At 72.6% G+C, this 13,874-nt stretch carries 13 protein-coding genes; 1 reads left to right on the top strand and 12 read right to left on the bottom strand.

Annotated elements, in window-relative coordinates:
* Nucleotides 1-175: 175 nt before the first annotated feature.
* The 12 genes from metK to pyrR form a co-directional block, all read right to left on the bottom strand.
* Complete coding sequence (gene metK / locus SACPADRAFT_RS0219080; RefSeq protein WP_028662589.1) at nucleotides 176-1,390, bottom strand: methionine adenosyltransferase; 1,215 nt, start codon at nucleotides 1,388-1,390, stop codon at nucleotides 176-178.
* A 70-nt stretch (nucleotides 1,391-1,460) separates the two neighbouring features.
* Nucleotides 1,461-2,699: a bifunctional phosphopantothenoylcysteine decarboxylase/phosphopantothenate--cysteine ligase CoaBC gene (gene coaBC / locus SACPADRAFT_RS0219075; protein WP_007024614.1), complete on the bottom strand. Its 1,239-nt coding sequence runs from the start codon at nucleotides 2,697-2,699 to the stop codon at nucleotides 1,461-1,463.
* 7 nt (nucleotides 2,700-2,706) lie between these two features.
* On the bottom strand, nucleotides 2,707-2,982 hold the full coding sequence (rpoZ, locus tag SACPADRAFT_RS0219070; protein ID WP_007024613.1) for a DNA-directed RNA polymerase subunit omega: 276 nt from the start codon (nucleotides 2,980-2,982) through the stop codon (nucleotides 2,707-2,709).
* Nucleotides 2,979-3,647, bottom strand: coding sequence for a guanylate kinase (gene gmk, locus SACPADRAFT_RS0219065; RefSeq protein WP_007024612.1), 669 nt, complete (start codon nucleotides 3,645-3,647; stop codon nucleotides 2,979-2,981). Before gmk ends, rpoZ begins: the two co-directional genes overlap by 4 nt.
* Nucleotides 3,644-3,961 carry an integration host factor, actinobacterial type gene (gene mihF, locus SACPADRAFT_RS0219060; protein ID WP_007024611.1) on the bottom strand — a complete coding sequence of 106 codons (318 nt, stop codon included), beginning with the start codon at nucleotides 3,959-3,961 and terminating at the stop codon, nucleotides 3,644-3,646. Before mihF ends, gmk begins: the two co-directional genes overlap by 4 nt.
* A gap of 229 nt (nucleotides 3,962-4,190) precedes the next feature.
* On the bottom strand, nucleotides 4,191-5,081 hold the full coding sequence (gene pyrF / locus SACPADRAFT_RS0219055) for an orotidine-5'-phosphate decarboxylase (RefSeq protein WP_051442516.1): 891 nt from the start codon (nucleotides 5,079-5,081) through the stop codon (nucleotides 4,191-4,193).
* A gap of 78 nt (nucleotides 5,082-5,159) precedes the next feature.
* Nucleotides 5,160-8,495 (bottom strand): carbamoyl-phosphate synthase large subunit, encoded by a 3,336-nt coding sequence (gene carB, locus SACPADRAFT_RS0219050; RefSeq protein ID WP_007024609.1) that lies wholly within the window; start codon nucleotides 8,493-8,495, stop codon nucleotides 5,160-5,162.
* Nucleotides 8,479-9,615, bottom strand: a complete 1,137-nt coding sequence (carA, locus tag SACPADRAFT_RS0219045) for a glutamine-hydrolyzing carbamoyl-phosphate synthase small subunit (RefSeq protein ID WP_007024608.1) — start codon at nucleotides 9,613-9,615, stop codon at nucleotides 8,479-8,481. Before carA ends, carB begins: the two co-directional genes overlap by 17 nt.
* Entirely contained in the window at nucleotides 9,612-10,103 is a 492-nt protein-coding gene (locus SACPADRAFT_RS0219040) for a PH-like domain-containing protein (RefSeq protein WP_007024607.1), read from the bottom strand. Before SACPADRAFT_RS0219040 ends, carA begins: the two co-directional genes overlap by 4 nt.
* A gap of 16 nt (nucleotides 10,104-10,119) precedes the next feature.
* Nucleotides 10,120-11,424 (bottom strand): dihydroorotase, encoded by a 1,305-nt coding sequence (locus SACPADRAFT_RS0219035; protein WP_007024606.1) that lies wholly within the window; start codon nucleotides 11,422-11,424, stop codon nucleotides 10,120-10,122.
* Nucleotides 11,421-12,353: an aspartate carbamoyltransferase catalytic subunit gene (locus SACPADRAFT_RS0219030; RefSeq protein ID WP_007024605.1), complete on the bottom strand. Its 933-nt coding sequence runs from the start codon at nucleotides 12,351-12,353 to the stop codon at nucleotides 11,421-11,423. Before SACPADRAFT_RS0219030 ends, SACPADRAFT_RS0219035 begins: the two co-directional genes overlap by 4 nt.
* A complete protein-coding gene (gene pyrR / locus SACPADRAFT_RS0219025) occupies nucleotides 12,350-12,931 on the bottom strand; it encodes a bifunctional pyr operon transcriptional regulator/uracil phosphoribosyltransferase PyrR (protein ID WP_007024604.1) in 582 nt (193 codons plus the stop codon). The genes SACPADRAFT_RS0219030 and pyrR overlap by 4 nt, the downstream gene beginning before the upstream one ends.
* Before the next feature lie 262 nt (nucleotides 12,932-13,193).
* Between pyrR and bldD the strand changes: the two genes are divergently transcribed.
* Complete coding sequence (bldD, locus tag SACPADRAFT_RS0219020; RefSeq protein ID WP_007024603.1) at nucleotides 13,194-13,682, top strand: transcriptional regulator BldD; 489 nt, start codon at nucleotides 13,194-13,196, stop codon at nucleotides 13,680-13,682.
* Nucleotides 13,683-13,874: the final 192 nt, after the last annotated feature.

The following is a 13,874-nucleotide window of genomic DNA, read 5'->3' as shown; positions in this document are numbered from 1 at the left end:
GCGCCGCCGACCGGTCCCGCCCGCCGTCTCCGCGCGCCCGTCACCGGAGGACGGCGTACCGCCGTCCGGACGGGTCGCCTCCCCGGGGGATCCGGGGGCGGTCGGTGGGGGGGACGGTTCCCACAGCGGTTCGGGCTCGGAACGGCGCACGCCGTCCTGCATACCAGCCCGCCGCTCACCCGGCGGCGGCACGGCGCAGGGCGTCGGCGCGGTCGGTGCGCTCCCACGGCAGGTCGAGGTCGTCCCGACCGAAGTGCCCGTAGGCCGACGTCTGCGCGTACAACGGGCGCAGCAGGTCCAGGTCACGCACGATCGCGGCCGGGCGCAGGTCGAAGACCTCGTCGATCGCGCGCTCGATCCGGCCGGGGTCCACGGTCTCGGTGCCGAAGGTCTCCACGAACAGCCCGACCGGGGCGGCCCGGCCGATCGCGTAGGCCACCTGCACCTCGATCCGGGCGGCCAGCCCCGCCGCGACGACGTTCTTGGCGACCCACCGCACGGCGTACGAGGCCGAGCGGTCCACCTTCGACGGGTCCTTGCCGGAGAAGGCGCCGCCACCGTGCCGCGCCATCCCGCCGTAGGTGTCCACGATGATCTTCCGGCCGGTCACGCCCGCGTCCCCCATCGGCCCGCCGACGACGAACCGGCCGGTCGGGTTCACCAGCATGCGGGTGGCCGTGGTGTCCAACGCGACACCGTCCAGGACGGGCGCGGCGACGTGCTCGGACACCGCCTCCACCAGCGTGGGTTCCAGGTCGACCTCCCCGGCGTGCTGGGTGGAGACCACGACGGTGTCCAGCCGCACCGGACGGTCACCCTCGTACTCGATGGTCACCTGGGTCTTGCCGTCCGGGCGCAGGTACGGCAGCTCCCCCTGTTTGCGCACGGTGGCCAGCCTGCGCGCGAGCCGGTGGGCCAGCGCGATGGGCAACGGCATCAGCTCGGGGGTGTCCGAACAGGCGTAGCCGAACATCAGCCCCTGGTCGCCCGCACCCTGCCGGTCCAACTCGTCCACCGCGTCCCCGGCGCCCGCGCCGTGGCGGGTCTCGTAGGCCGCGTCGACCCCCAGGGCGATGTCCGGCGACTGCGCGCCGATCGCCACGCTCACGCCGCACGAGGCGCCGTCGAACCCCTTCGCGGACGAGTCGTAGCCGATGCCGAGGATCTTCTCCCGCACGATCGTGGGGATGTCGGCGTAGGCCTTCGTGGTGATCTCACCCGCCACGTACACCTGGCCGGTGGTGATCAGTGTCTCCACCGCCACGCGGCTGTGCGGGTCGGACGCCAGCAGGGCGTCGAGCACGGAGTCGCTGACCGCGTCACACATCTTGTCCGGGTGTCCCTCGGTCACCGACTCCGACGTGAACAGCCTGCGGCTCGACGCGCTCACGGGCGATCGCCCCATCCTCCGGCCGGACGGCCCTGGCGGGCCGGTGCGTTGACGTGCTGCTCGTCGCAGCCTACTGGGCGGGCCCGGTCTCCCGCACCGCGTCGGCCACGGCGTCGAAGACCGCCGCGGCCAGTTCCGACTTGCGGCCGAGCGGGATGCGGCGTTCCGCACCGTCGGCCGTGAGCAGCCACCCGGTGTTGTGCTCGCTCTCGAACGCGCCGCCCTCGCCGACGGCGTTGAGCACGAGCAGATCGCAGCCCTTGCGCGCGAGCTTCGCCCGTCCGTGGTCGAGGACGTCGCCGTGCGCGTCCCCCGTCTCGGCGGCGAACCCGACCAGCAACCGCCCCGGGCGCCCGCGTTCGACCAGTCCCGCGAGGATGTCCGGGTTGCGCTGCAGCGACACCGTGGGCGCGGAGTCGTCGTCGGTCTTCTTGATCTTGTGGCCCGCCGTGTCCGCGGGCCGGAAGTCGGCGACCGCGGCGGCCATCACGACCACGTCCGCCTCGGCGGCCGCGTCCTCGACGGCGTCGGCCATCTCCCGCGCGGTGGAGACGTCCACCACGTCCACCCCGGCCGGGGCGGGGAGGTCGCCCGTGTGCGCGGTCACGAGCGTGACCTCGGCACCGCGCTGCGCGGCGACCCGGGCCAGGGCGTAGCCCTGCCGACCGGACGAGCGGTTGCCGAGGTAGCGCACCGGGTCCAGCGGCTCCCGGGTACCGCCCGCGGAGACGGTGACGCGCAGCCCTTCCAGGTCCCGCGGCAGCGCCGCCGGGCGGGCGAGCAGCAGCTGCGCCAGGTCCACGATCTCGGCCGGGTCGGCGAGCCTGCCCTTGCCCGTGTCCGCGCCGGTCAACCGGCCCGAGGCCGGTTCGGTGACCACCACGCCCCGACCGCGCAGCAGCGCGACGTTGTCCCGGGTCGCCGGGTGTTCCCACATCTCGGTGTGCATGGCCGGGACGAACGCGACCGGACACCGGGCGGTGAGCAGCGTGTTGGTCAGCAGGTCGTCGGCGAGGCCGTGCGCCGCGCGGGCCAGCAGGTCGGCCGTCGCGGGGACCACCAGCACGAGGTCGGCCTCCCGGCCGACGCGGACGTGCTGCACCTCGGGCACCCGGCTGAACACCCCGGTCTCCACCGGGTTGCCGGACAACGCCTCGAACGTGGCGGCACCGACGAAGTGCAACGCCGACTCCGTGGGCACCACCCGGACGTCGTGCCCGGACTCGGTGAGCCCCCGGAGCACCTCACAGGCCTTGTAGGCGGCGATCCCACCGCCGACGCCGAGGACGACCCGGCCGCGCGTGCCCACCGGCCGGTTACTCCCCTTCGGTGTGCTCGAGCAGACCCGAGTGGATCTCCCGCAGCGCGATCGAGAGCGGCTTCTCCCTCGGCCCCGGCTCGACCAGCGGGCCGACGTACTCCAGCAGCCCCTCGCCGAGCTGGGCGTAGTAGTCGTTGATCTGACGGGCGCGCTTGGCGGAGTAGATCACCAGTGCGTACTTCGAGCTGACCTTCTCCAGGAGGTCGTCGATCGGCGGGTTGGTGATGCCCTCGAGGGCCTCGCCCTGCGGCCCCAGCGTAATCGCGGTCACTGACTGTGCTCCGTCTCGTCGCAAGCGGTATTCCGGCCGGTCACCAAGCCTAGCAACTCCCGCGCGGCGGCCCGCACGTCGGCGTTCACGACGTGCGCGTCGAACTCCCCCGCGGCGGCGAGTTCGCGTTCGGCCTCCGTCAGCCGGGCCTGCACCGCCTCGTCCCGTTCGGTGCCGCGTCCGGTGAGCCTGCCGACCAGGTCGTCCCACGAGGGCGGCAGCAGCATCACCAGCCGCGCCTCGGGCATGGCCGCCCGCACCTGGCGCGCACCGTTGAGTTCGATCTCCAGGACGGCGGGCCTGCCCGCGTCCAGCATCCGCTCGACGGGGGCGCGCGGCGTCCCGTAGCGGTTGCCCGCGAACTCCGCGTGTTCGAGCAGCTCGCCGCGCCGGGCCAGGTCCTCGAAGGTCGGCCGGTCGACGAAATGGTAGTGCTCGCCGTCCACCTCGCCCGCGCGGGCGGGGCGCGTGGTCACCGACACGCTGAAGAAGATGTCCGGGCACAACCGCCGGAGTTCGCCGACCACACTCGACTTGCCGACTCCGGACGGGCCCGAGACGACCGTGAGCCGGTGCCGGGTGCTCTCCCCCGGCGCCGGCTCACGGTGGGTCGCGCGGCCGCCCCGGGGGCCTGCCGCGTCGACGCCGCGGTCCTGCTCGCTCACTCGCCGCTGAACTCGGCGAGCAGCGCCTTCCGCTGGCGGTCGCCGAGGCCACGCAGTCGACGGCTGGAGGCGATCTCCAAGCGCTCCATCGTCTGCTGTGCACGCACCTTGCCCACGCCCGGCAGGGCCTCCAACAGGGCGGAGACCTTCATCTTGCCGAGGACCTCGTCCTCGTCGGCCTGCTTCAGCACGTCGGCGAGGCTCGTGCCACCGCGCTTGAGCCGTTCCTTGAGCTCCGCGCGAGCGCGGCGGGCGGCGGCGGCCTTCTCCAGCGCCGCAGCACGCTGTTCCTCGGTGAGCTGGGGAAGTGCCACGTTTTCCTCCGGTGTTACTCAAAATTCTGGGTGGGTGTGGCGACCGTACCCACCCCCGACCTGGACCTTCAATGCGGGGTGGCGTCGACCTGCGGGCCTGGCACGGACACACACCGCCCGGTGCCGGGCCGTGTACCGTGGTCTGCCCCGGTGTCGCGCCGGAATCCCCGTGACGCCACGGCAGTCACCCTAGTGCAAGATCAAAATGTACGTGGACCAGGGCAGCGATTCAGCCGCCCGCGGGCGGATCGCCGGTGAGCGCGCGGGTCGCGTCGTCCACCGCCGCCCGCAACGCGGCCGGATCGGGGCCGTGCCGCAGGATCTCCCGCGACGAGGCGGGCAGCACGTCCGGCAGGGTCGGTCCGAACACCCGGCGCAGGTCGTCGGCGGTCGCGCCCTGGGCGCCGAACCCGGGGGCGAGCACCGGTCCGTTGAGCGCGTCCAGCCGGAGCTCGGCCGGTCCGACCGTGGCGCCCACGACCACGCCGATGTCGCCCAGTGGCACCGCGCCCGCGTTGAGCTCGGCCGCTTCGTCCACGATGGACTGAGCGACATGGCGTTCCGGTGCGGTCTCCGCCCGTTGCACCGAGGCTCCCTCCGGATTGGACGTCCGGGCCAACACGAAGAGCCCCCGCCCGCTGTCGCGCGCCGCGCGCAGCGCGGGTTCCAGCGAGCCGAAACCGAGGTACGGCGACACCGTGATCGCGTCGGCCGCGAGCGGCGCCCCGTCGGTGAGATAGGCCCGGGCGTAGGCGGTCATCGTGGAGCCGATGTCGCCGCGTTTGACGTCGAGCAGCACGAGCGCCCCCGCCTGCCGGGCGCGCGCGCACACGCGCTCCAGCACGGCGATCCCGGCCGCCCCGTGGCTCTCGAAGAAGGCGGACTGGGGTTTGAGCACCGCGACGTGCCCGGCGAGCGCCTCGGTGGCCGTGAGCGCGAACCGCTCCAGCCCGGCGGCGTCGTCGTCCAGCCCCCAGTCCCGCAGCAACCCGGGATGCGGGTCGACCCCCACGCACAGCGGCCCCCGCGCCCGCACGGCCGCACGCAACCGCTCCCCGAACGACTCACCCACGCGACACACCTCCCGCCCGGCAGGCAGGGTGGGCCGTGAGGGGCACATTCGCTGCGTCGGGCGCAGCGAATGTGCCCCTCACGCCACCACACGCAGTGGGAGTGCCCTTCACGGCAACCCGCACGGTCACGGGGTGGCTCCCTCGCGGAGGTGGTGGCGCAGGGACTGGAGGGGGCGGACGCCGATGTCGCCGCGGATGAGGGCCTCGATGCCGTGCACGGCCGCGGCGGCGCCCTGCACCGTGGTCACACACGGCACCCCGCGGGAGACGGCCGCGGTGCGGATCTCGTAGCCGTCCACGCGCGGACCGCTGTTGCCGTACGGCGTGTTGATCACCATGTCCACCGCGCCGTCCCGGATCAGCTCCACGACGTTCGGCTCGGAGTCGGTGCTGCCCTGGTAGTGCTTGCGCACTACGGAGCAGGAGATGCCGTTGCGGCGCAGCACCTCGGCCGTCCCGGAGGTCGCCAGCACCGCGAACCCGAGGTCGGCCAGCCGCTTGACCGGGAACACCAGGGAGCGCTTGTCCCGGTTGGCCACCGACACGAACACCGTGCCCCGCGTCGGCAGCGACCCGTAGGCGCCCGCCTGCGACTTGGCGTAGGCCTCCCCGAAGGACAGGTCGACGCCCATCACCTCACCGGTGGACTTCATCTCCGGCCCCAGCAGCGAGTCCACGCCGTGGCCCTCGGGGGTGCGGAACCGGTGGAACGGCAGCACCGCCTCCTTCACCGCGACCGGCGAACCCAGTGGCAGCCCGCCGCCGTCCCCGTGTGCGGGCAGTACGCCCTGCTCGCGCAGCTCGGCGAGGGACGACCCGGTCATCACCAGGGCCGCCGCCTTCGCCAGCGGCACCGAGGTGGCCTTGGACACGAACGGCACCGTGCGCGAGGCGCGGGGGTTGGCCTCGATGACGTACAGGACGTCGTCCTTGAGCGCGTACTGCACGTTCAGCAGCCCGCGCACCCCGACCCCGCGGGCCAGCGCCTCGGTGGAGGACCGCACCGCCTCCAGGTCGGTGTGCCCGAGCGTGATCGGGGGCAGCGCGCACGCCGAGTCGCCGGAGTGCACCCCGGCCTCCTCGATGTGCTCCATCACGCCGCCGAGGTAGAGCTGCTCGCCGTCGAAGAGGGCGTCGACGTCGATCTCGATCGCGTCGTCCAGGAACCGGTCCACCAGCACCGGGTGTTCCGGGGTGACCTCGGTGGCGCGCTGGATGTAGTTCTCCAGCGACGCCTCGTCGTAGACGATCTCCATGCCCCGGCCGCCGAGCACGTAGGACGGCCGCACCAGCACCGGGTAGCCGATGTCGTCGGCGATGCGCCGGGCCCCGTCGAACGACGTCGCCGTGCCGTACTTCGGCGCGGGCAGCCCCGCCGCGGCCAGCACGTCGCCGAACGCGCCCCGCTCCTCGGCCTGGTGGATCGCCTCCGGCGGGGTGCCCACCACGGGTACCCCGGCGTCGGCGAGCCGCTGCGCCAGCCCCAGTGGCGTCTGCCCGCCGAGCTGCACGATCACCCCGGCGACCTCGCCGGAGGCCTGTTCGGCGTGCACGACCTCCAGCACGTCCTCGAACGTCAGCGGTTCGAAGTACAGCCGGTCGGAGGTGTCGTAGTCGGTGGAGACCGTCTCCGGGTTGCAGTTGACCATCACGGTCTCGAACCCGGCCTCCCGCAGCGCGAGCGCGGCGTGCACACAGGAGTAGTCGAACTCGATGCCCTGCCCGATCCGGTTCGGCCCGGACCCGAGGATGAGCACCTTCGGCCGCTCCGTCTGGGCGACGACCTCGGACTCCGCCGCGGGGTCCCGTTCGTAGGCCGAGTAGTGGTACGGGGTGCGGGCCTCGAACTCGGCGGCGCAGGTGTCCACGGTCTTGAACACCGGGCGGACACCGAGCCGGTGGCGCAGCGCCCGCACGCCGTCCTCGCCCGCCAGCTCCGGCCGCAGCGCGGCGATCTGCCGGTCGGACAGGCCGATCCGCTTGGCCCGGCGCAGCAGACCGGTCTCCAGGACCGGCGCCTCGGCCACCTCGGTGCCGACCTCGCCGATCAACGCGATCTGGTCGAGGAACCACGGGTCGATCCCGCTGGCCTCGTTAACCTGCTCCGGGGTGGCACCCAGCCGCAGCGCCCGCTCGGCGGTGTAGAGCCTGCCCTCGTGCCCGGTGCGCAACCACTCCAGGGTGGTGGCGAGGTCGGCACCCTCGGGGTCGGGCCGGGTCCAGAACCCGACCGCCTTGGTCTCCAGCGACCGCATCGCCTTGTTCAGCGCCTCGGTGAAGCTGCGGCCCAGCGACATGGCCTCGCCGACGCTCTTCATCGTGGTGGTCAGGCCGGGATCGGCGCCGGGGAACTTCTCGAAGGCGAACCGCGGCGTCTTGACCACCACGTAGTCGAGGGTGGGTTCGAACGACGCCGGGGTCTCGCCGGTGATGTCGTTGCTGATCTCGTCGAGGGTGTAGCCGATGGCCAGCCGCGCGGCGATCTTGGCGATCGGGAAGCCGGTGGCCTTCGACGCCAGCGCCGAGGACCGCGACACCCGGGGGTTCATCTCGATGACGACCATGCGCCCGTCCGCGGGGTTGACCGCGAACTGGATATTGCAGCCGCCGGTGTCCACCCCGACCTCGCGCAGCACCGCGATGCCGACGTCGCGCATGTGCTGGTACTCGCGGTCGGTCAGCGTCATCGCGGGCGCCACCGTCACCGAGTCGCCGGTGTGCACGCCCATCGGGTCGACGTTCTCAATCGAGCACACGACCACCACGTTGTCCTGCCGGTCGCGCATGAGCTCGAGCTCGTACTCCTTCCAGCCGAGCACGCTCTCCTCGATCAGCACCTCGGTGACCGGGCTCTCCTCCAACCCGAGCGAGGCCATCCGCTCCAGCTCGTCGGGGGTGTGCGCCATGCCGGAGCCCAGCCCGCCCATCGTGAACGACGGCCGGATGACCACCGGCAGGCCCAGTTCGGCCACGACCTCGCGGACCTCGTCCATCGAGTGGCACACCGCGCTGCGCGGCACCCCGCCGCCCACCGAGGCGGCGATGTCCTTGAACTTCTGCCGGTCCTCGCCCCGCTGGATCGCGTCGACGTCGGCGCCGATCAGTTCGACGCCGTACTTCTCCAGGACCCCGCGCTCGTACAGGTCCACCGCACAGTTCAGCGCGGTCTGCCCGCCGAGGGTGGCCAGCAGGCAGTCCACCGGGCGGCCCTGCTCCTGCTCGGCGGCCAGCACCTTCTCGACGAAGTCGGGGGTGACCGGTTCCACGTAGGTGGAGTCGGCGAACTCGGGGTCGGTCATGATCGTGGCCGGGTTCGAGTTGACCAGGCTCACCCGCATCCCCTCGGCGCGCAGGACACGGCACGCCTGGGTGCCGGAGTAGTCGAACTCGGCGGCCTGGCCGATCACGATCGGGCCCGACCCGATGACGAGCACGTGCTCCAGGTCAGTGCGTTTGGGCATGGCGGGCCTCCATCAGCGTCACGAACTCGTCGAACAGCGGCGCCGCGTCGTGCGGGCCCGCCGCGGCCTCCGGGTGGTACTGCACGGAGAACGCGGGCACGTCGGAGCAGCGCAGCCCCTCCACGGTCCCGTCGTTGGCGCAGTGATGGCTCACGTGCGCCTTGCCGAACGGTGAGTCGAAGCGTTGTCCGGGCTCGCCCTCCAGGGCGAAGCCGTGGTTCTGGGCGGTGATCGCGACCCGCCCGGTGGTAGCGTCGAGCACCGGGATGTTGATGCCCCGGTGGCCGAACCGCATCTTGTACGTGCCCAGTCCGAGGGCGCGGCCGAGGATCTGGTTGCCGAAGCAGATGCCGAACAGCGGGATCTCCCGGCCGAGCACCTGCCGGGTCAGTTCGATCGCCGCGGTCTGGGTCTCCGGGTCGCCGGGGCCGTTGGACAGGAACACCCCGTCCGGGGCGACGGCGAGAACGTCGTCCACCGTGCTGCCCGAGGGCAGGACGTGCAGCTCGACGCCCCGCTCGGCGAGCTGGCGCGGGGTGTTCGTCTTGATGCCGAGGTCGAGCGCGGCGACCCGGAAGCGGGTCGCGCCGCGGGCGGGCACCACGTAGCTCTCCGCCGTGCTGACCTCGCCCGCCAGGTCGGCGCCCTTCATCGGTGCGCTCGCGCGCACCGCCTCCAGCATGGCCTCGTCGGTGACGAGGGCGTCGCCGGAGAACACGCCCGCGCGCATGGCGCCGTGCTCACGGATGTGCCGGGTCAGGGTGCGGGTGTCCACCTCGGCGATGCCCACGACCCCCTGGGCGGCGAGTGCGTCGTCGAGCGAGCGGGTGGACCGCCAGTTCGACGGCATCCGCGCCGGGTCGCGCACCACGTAGCCGGCGACCCGGATCCGGTCGGACTCGTCGTCCTCGTCGTTCCAGCCGGTGTTGCCGATCTGCGGCGCCGTCTGCACCACGATCTGCCGGTGGTACGAGGGGTCGGTCAGGGTCTCCTGGTAGCCGGTCATGCCGGTGGTGAACACGACCTCGCCGAGGGTGCGTCCGCGGGCCCCGTAGGCGGCGCCCCGGAAGATCCGGCCGTCCTCCAGCACGAGCGCGGCGTCGGTGGTTGCGACGGTCATACCTGGGCACCTCCCGTGACCCGGTCGATCCAGTGCGGGTAGGCGGCGAGATCGTCGCCGCGCAGGCCGGTGTCCAGGACGACGCCGTCCAGGCGCCAGGTGAACACCAGCAGGCTGTCGGTGCCCATCACCTTGCCCGCCATTCCTTTCGCTGTCGTGACGTCGACGACGTCGGCACGCGGGATCCAGAATCCCGGTGCCCCGCGTCGGTCGACCTCGATGCCGTCGGGGTACAGGCGCAGGGTCGCGGGACCGCGCATCCCCGCGCCGCGGGTGACGACCCGGTCCTGCCAGTGCCCCGAGCGGGTGGTGCTGACGTAGATCCCGCTGGTGGTCAGCAGCGGCTCACCCGGATCGGAGGGCACCTCCGGGAACGGGGGGATCCGCACGCTCTGCGCGCGGGCCTGCCGCCGCCAGCCGCGCCACATGCCGTACAGACACAGGGCGAAGAACGCGAAAACCAGCAGCGTCAGTGCGATTCTGTCCATGACCCGATCCCGTCCATCACACAGTCTTCCCTTCGCACGAGGTGAGACGCCCGCGCAGCAGCGTGGCGCGCACCACGCCGGGCAGCCGCATCCCCTCGTACGGGGTATTCGCGGCCACACTGGCCAACTCCGCCCCGTGCACGGTCCACTCGGCTTCGGAGTCCACCAGGGCCAGGTTGGCCGGTTCCCCCACCGACAGCGGCCTGCCCTGGTCCGGCAGGCCCGCGATCTCCGCGGGGCGTTCGCTCAGCACCCGCGCCACACCGCGCCAGTCGAGCAGTCCGGTGCGCACCATCGTGTGCGTCACCACCGACAGCGCCGTCTGCAGCCCCAGCATTCCCGGCGGGGCGGCGGCCCACTCGCGGTCCTTGTCCTGCACCGCGTGCGGGGCGTGGTCGGTGGCCACACAGTCCAGCACGCCGTCGGCCAGCGCCTGCCGCAGACGGGTGGTGTCCGCGTCGGTGCGCAGCGGCGGGTTGACCTTGTTCACCGGGTCGTGGGTGTTCAGCCGTTCGTCGGTGAGCAGCAGGTGGTGCGGGGTGACCTCGGCCGACACCGCCGTGCCCAGGCCCTTCGCCCAGTCCAGGACGTCCACGGTACCCGTGGCCGAGACGTGGCAGACGTGCAGCCGCGCCCCCGCGTGCCGGGCGAGGACACAGTCGCGGGCCACCACCGACTCCTCCGCGGACGGCGGCCATCCGGTGTAGCCGAGCCGCGCCGCCCGCTCGCCCTCGTGCGCCTGCGCGCCGACCGTCAGCCGGGAATCCTCGGCGTGCTGGGCGACGACGACCCCGAGCGCGGTCGAGTACTCCAGCGCGCGGCGCATCAGCAGCGGGTCGGCCACGCAGCGGCCGTCGTCGGAGAACATCCGCACCCCGGCCGCCGAGCGGGCCATCGTGCCCATCTCCGCCAGCCGCTCACCGGCGAGCCCGACGGTCACCGCCCCGACCGGGTGCACGTCGACCAGGCCGGTCTCCCGGCCCCGCCGCCACACGTGCTCGGCGACGACCGCGTTGTCGGCCACCGGGTCGGTGTTGGCCATGGCGAACACGGCCGTGTAGCCGCCCAGCGCGGCCGCCGCCGAGCCGGTCTCCACGGTCTCCGCGTCCTCCCGGCCCGGTTCGCGCAGGTGCGTGTGCAGGTCCACGAACCCGGGCAGCAGCACCTGCCCCGCGGCCTCGAGCACCTCGGTGCCGGAGCCGGGGGTGAGCGTGCCGATCTCGGCGATCACCCCGTCGGCGACCCGGACGTCGACCGGGTCCCCCTCGCCGTAGAGCCTCGCCTGCCTGATCAGGATGTCGGTGGTGGGCCCCTGCGTCACGACTCGTCCTCTTCTCCGGCCAGAAGGTGGTACAGCACGGCCATCCGGACGTGCACCCCGTTGCGGACCTGCTCGGTGATCGCGGCGTTCGGCGCGTCGGCCACCGGGGAGGCGATCTCCATCCCGCGCAGCATCGGCCCCGGGTGCAGCACGACGGCGTGGGCGGGCAGCATCGCCGACCGCGTCTCGTTCAACCCGTAGGCCAGCGCGTACTCCCGCGCCGACGGGAAGAAACCGCCGTGCATCCGTTCGGCCTGCACCCGCAGCATCATCACGGCGTCCACGGCGGGCAGTTCGGCGTCGAGGTCGTGGGACACGGTCACCGGCCAGTGCGCCACGCCCACCGGCAGCAGCGTCGGCGGGGCGACGAGCACCACCTCGGCGCCGAGTGTGGTCAGCAGGTGCACGTTCGAGCGGGCGACCCGGCTGTGCAGCACGTCCCCGACGATCGCCACCCGGCGCCCGGCCAGGCCGCCGAGCCGTTCCCGCAGGGTGGCGGCGTCCAGCAGCGCCTGGGTGGGGTGCTCGTGCGTGCCGTCGCCCGCGTTGACCACCGAGGTGCCCGCGTCGGTGAGCCAGTCGGCGAGCCGGTGCGCCGCACCGGAGGCCGGGTGGCGCACCACCACGCAGTCGGCCCCCGCCGCGGACAGGGTCAGCGCGGTGTCCCGCAGCGACTCGCCCTTGCCGACCGAGGAGCCGCCCGCCGAGACGTTGACCACGTCGGCGCTCATCCACTTGCCCGCGATCTCGAAGGACACCCGGGTGCGGGTGGAGTTCTCGTAGAACATCGTCACCACGGTGCGGCCGCGCAGCGTCGGCAGCTTGCGCACCTGCCTGCCGAGCAGCGTGCGCTTGAGTTCGTCGGCGGTGTCCAGCACCGCGGTGGCCACGCCCGCGTCGAGTCCGTCGGTGGTCAGCAGGTGTCTCATGCGCGCTCCCGCAGCAGCACGGCGTCGCGGCCGTCGACCTCGTCGAGCAGCACCGAGACGTCCTCGGTGCGCGAGGTGGGCACGTTCTTGCCCACGTAGTCGGCCCGGAGGGGCAGTTCCCGGTGCCCGCGGTCGACGAGCACGGCGAGCTGCACGGACCGCGGCCTGCCGTGATCGCGCAGCGCGTCCAGCGCCGCGCGGATCGTGCGACCGGAGAAGAGCACGTCGTCCACGAGGATGACGACGCGGTCCTCGACGCCCGCACCGGGCAGCTGGGTCTCCTCCAGCGGCCGGGTGGGCCTGCGGCGCAGGTCGTCGCGGTACAGCGTCACGTCGAGGGCGCCGGTGGGCACCTCGACCCCGGAGAACTCGCCGACCTTCGCGCCGAGCCGGGTCGCGAGCGTCGCGCCCCGGGTGGGGATCCCCACCAACACGGGTGGAGTCATCACCTCGGCACCGAGTGCGGTCTTCTCGATGACCTGATGGGCCATTCGAGCGATGGTGCGCGCGACGTCCCCGGCCGAGAGCAGTTCCCGCTCGGCGGCCGGTTCCGTCGCGCCACTGGGGCGTGGCGCCACGGTGGGACCTCCTTCCCCGCCTCACCGGACGGGTCCTTAAAGGATGTCGAAACCCTGCATGCGCAGGCGAACTGTGCTGACGTTAGCAGGTGCCCGGACCTCGCCCTCACGGGTGGTCCACCGCGCTGTGTCACACCCTCAAGTGAGGTTCTGCTTGACCTGGTGACGACAAGGAGTAACCATTACTGAGAGTATTCGGCCTACAAGGACCCTGTCCGGTCAGCGGTGGCCGCATCGGGGCGAGGAAATGGAGAACCACCAGATGGGCGATTACGCCAAGGCGCTCGGGGCCAAGCTCCGCGGGATCCGCCAGCAACAGGGACTGTCCCTGCACGGTGTCGAGCAGAAGTCGGGCGGCCGGTGGAAGGCCGTCGTCGTCGGCTCGTACGAGCGGGGCGACCGTGCGGTCACCGTGCAGAAGCTGGCCGAGCTGGCCGACTTCTACGGTGTCCCGGTGGTCGAGCTGCTGCCCGAGGGCCGGGTGCCCTCCGGGGCGGAGCCCGCCACCAAGATTGTGATCAATCTCGAACGGTTGCAGCAACTCCCCGCGGAGAAGGTGGGGCCGCTGGCCCGCTACGCGGCGACCATCCAGAGCCAGCGCGGTGACTACAACGGCAAGGTGCTGTCCATCCGGACCGAGGACCTGCGCTCGCTGGCGATCATCTACGACATGACGCCCGGCGAGCTGACCGAACAGCTCATCGACTGGGGTGTGCTGCCGCCGGAGGCACGCCCGTCCCGGGAGGAGTGAGCATCGGCACGGTCGGCACCGGCGGATCCCGGACACCGGCGTCCGGACCGGGCACCGGCGCCCGGACCGGGTACCGACGGCCGGCGCCCGGAGCGGCCGGGAGGGTGGAGGACGTACGGGGAGGGCCTCCCCCTTTCGGACCCCTTTCGGACCGGGCACGGGCGCGGGACCGTGCCCGGGACCGGCCGCGTC

It is taken from the genome of Saccharomonospora iraqiensis subsp. paurometabolica YIM 90007, from assembly GCF_000231035.2.
GTDB lineage: Bacteria > Actinomycetota > Actinomycetes > Mycobacteriales > Pseudonocardiaceae > Saccharomonospora > Saccharomonospora paurometabolica.
This window is presented reverse-complemented; position numbering and strand designations above follow the sequence as displayed.

What these genes read in the sequence shown, in the direction of transcription:
- carA (WP_007024608.1), bottom strand. Translation starts at nt 9,615, where the DNA reads ATGACCGTCGCAACCACCGACGCCGCGCTCGTGCTGGAGGACGGCCGG.
- bldD (WP_007024603.1), top strand. Translation starts at nt 13,194, where the DNA reads ATGGGCGATTACGCCAAGGCGCTCGGGGCCAAGCTCCGCGGGATCCGC.
- SACPADRAFT_RS0219040 (WP_007024607.1), bottom strand. Translation starts at nt 10,103, where the DNA reads ATGGACAGAATCGCACTGACGCTGCTGGTTTTCGCGTTCTTCGCCCTG.
- pyrF (WP_051442516.1), bottom strand. Translation starts at nt 5,081, where the DNA reads ATGTGCCCCTCACGGCCCACCCTGCCTGCCGGGCGGGAGGTGTGTCGC.
- carB (WP_007024609.1), bottom strand. Translation starts at nt 8,495, where the DNA reads ATGCCCAAACGCACTGACCTGGAGCACGTGCTCGTCATCGGGTCGGGC.
- SACPADRAFT_RS0219030 (WP_007024605.1), bottom strand. Translation starts at nt 12,353, where the DNA reads ATGAGACACCTGCTGACCACCGACGGACTCGACGCGGGCGTGGCCACC.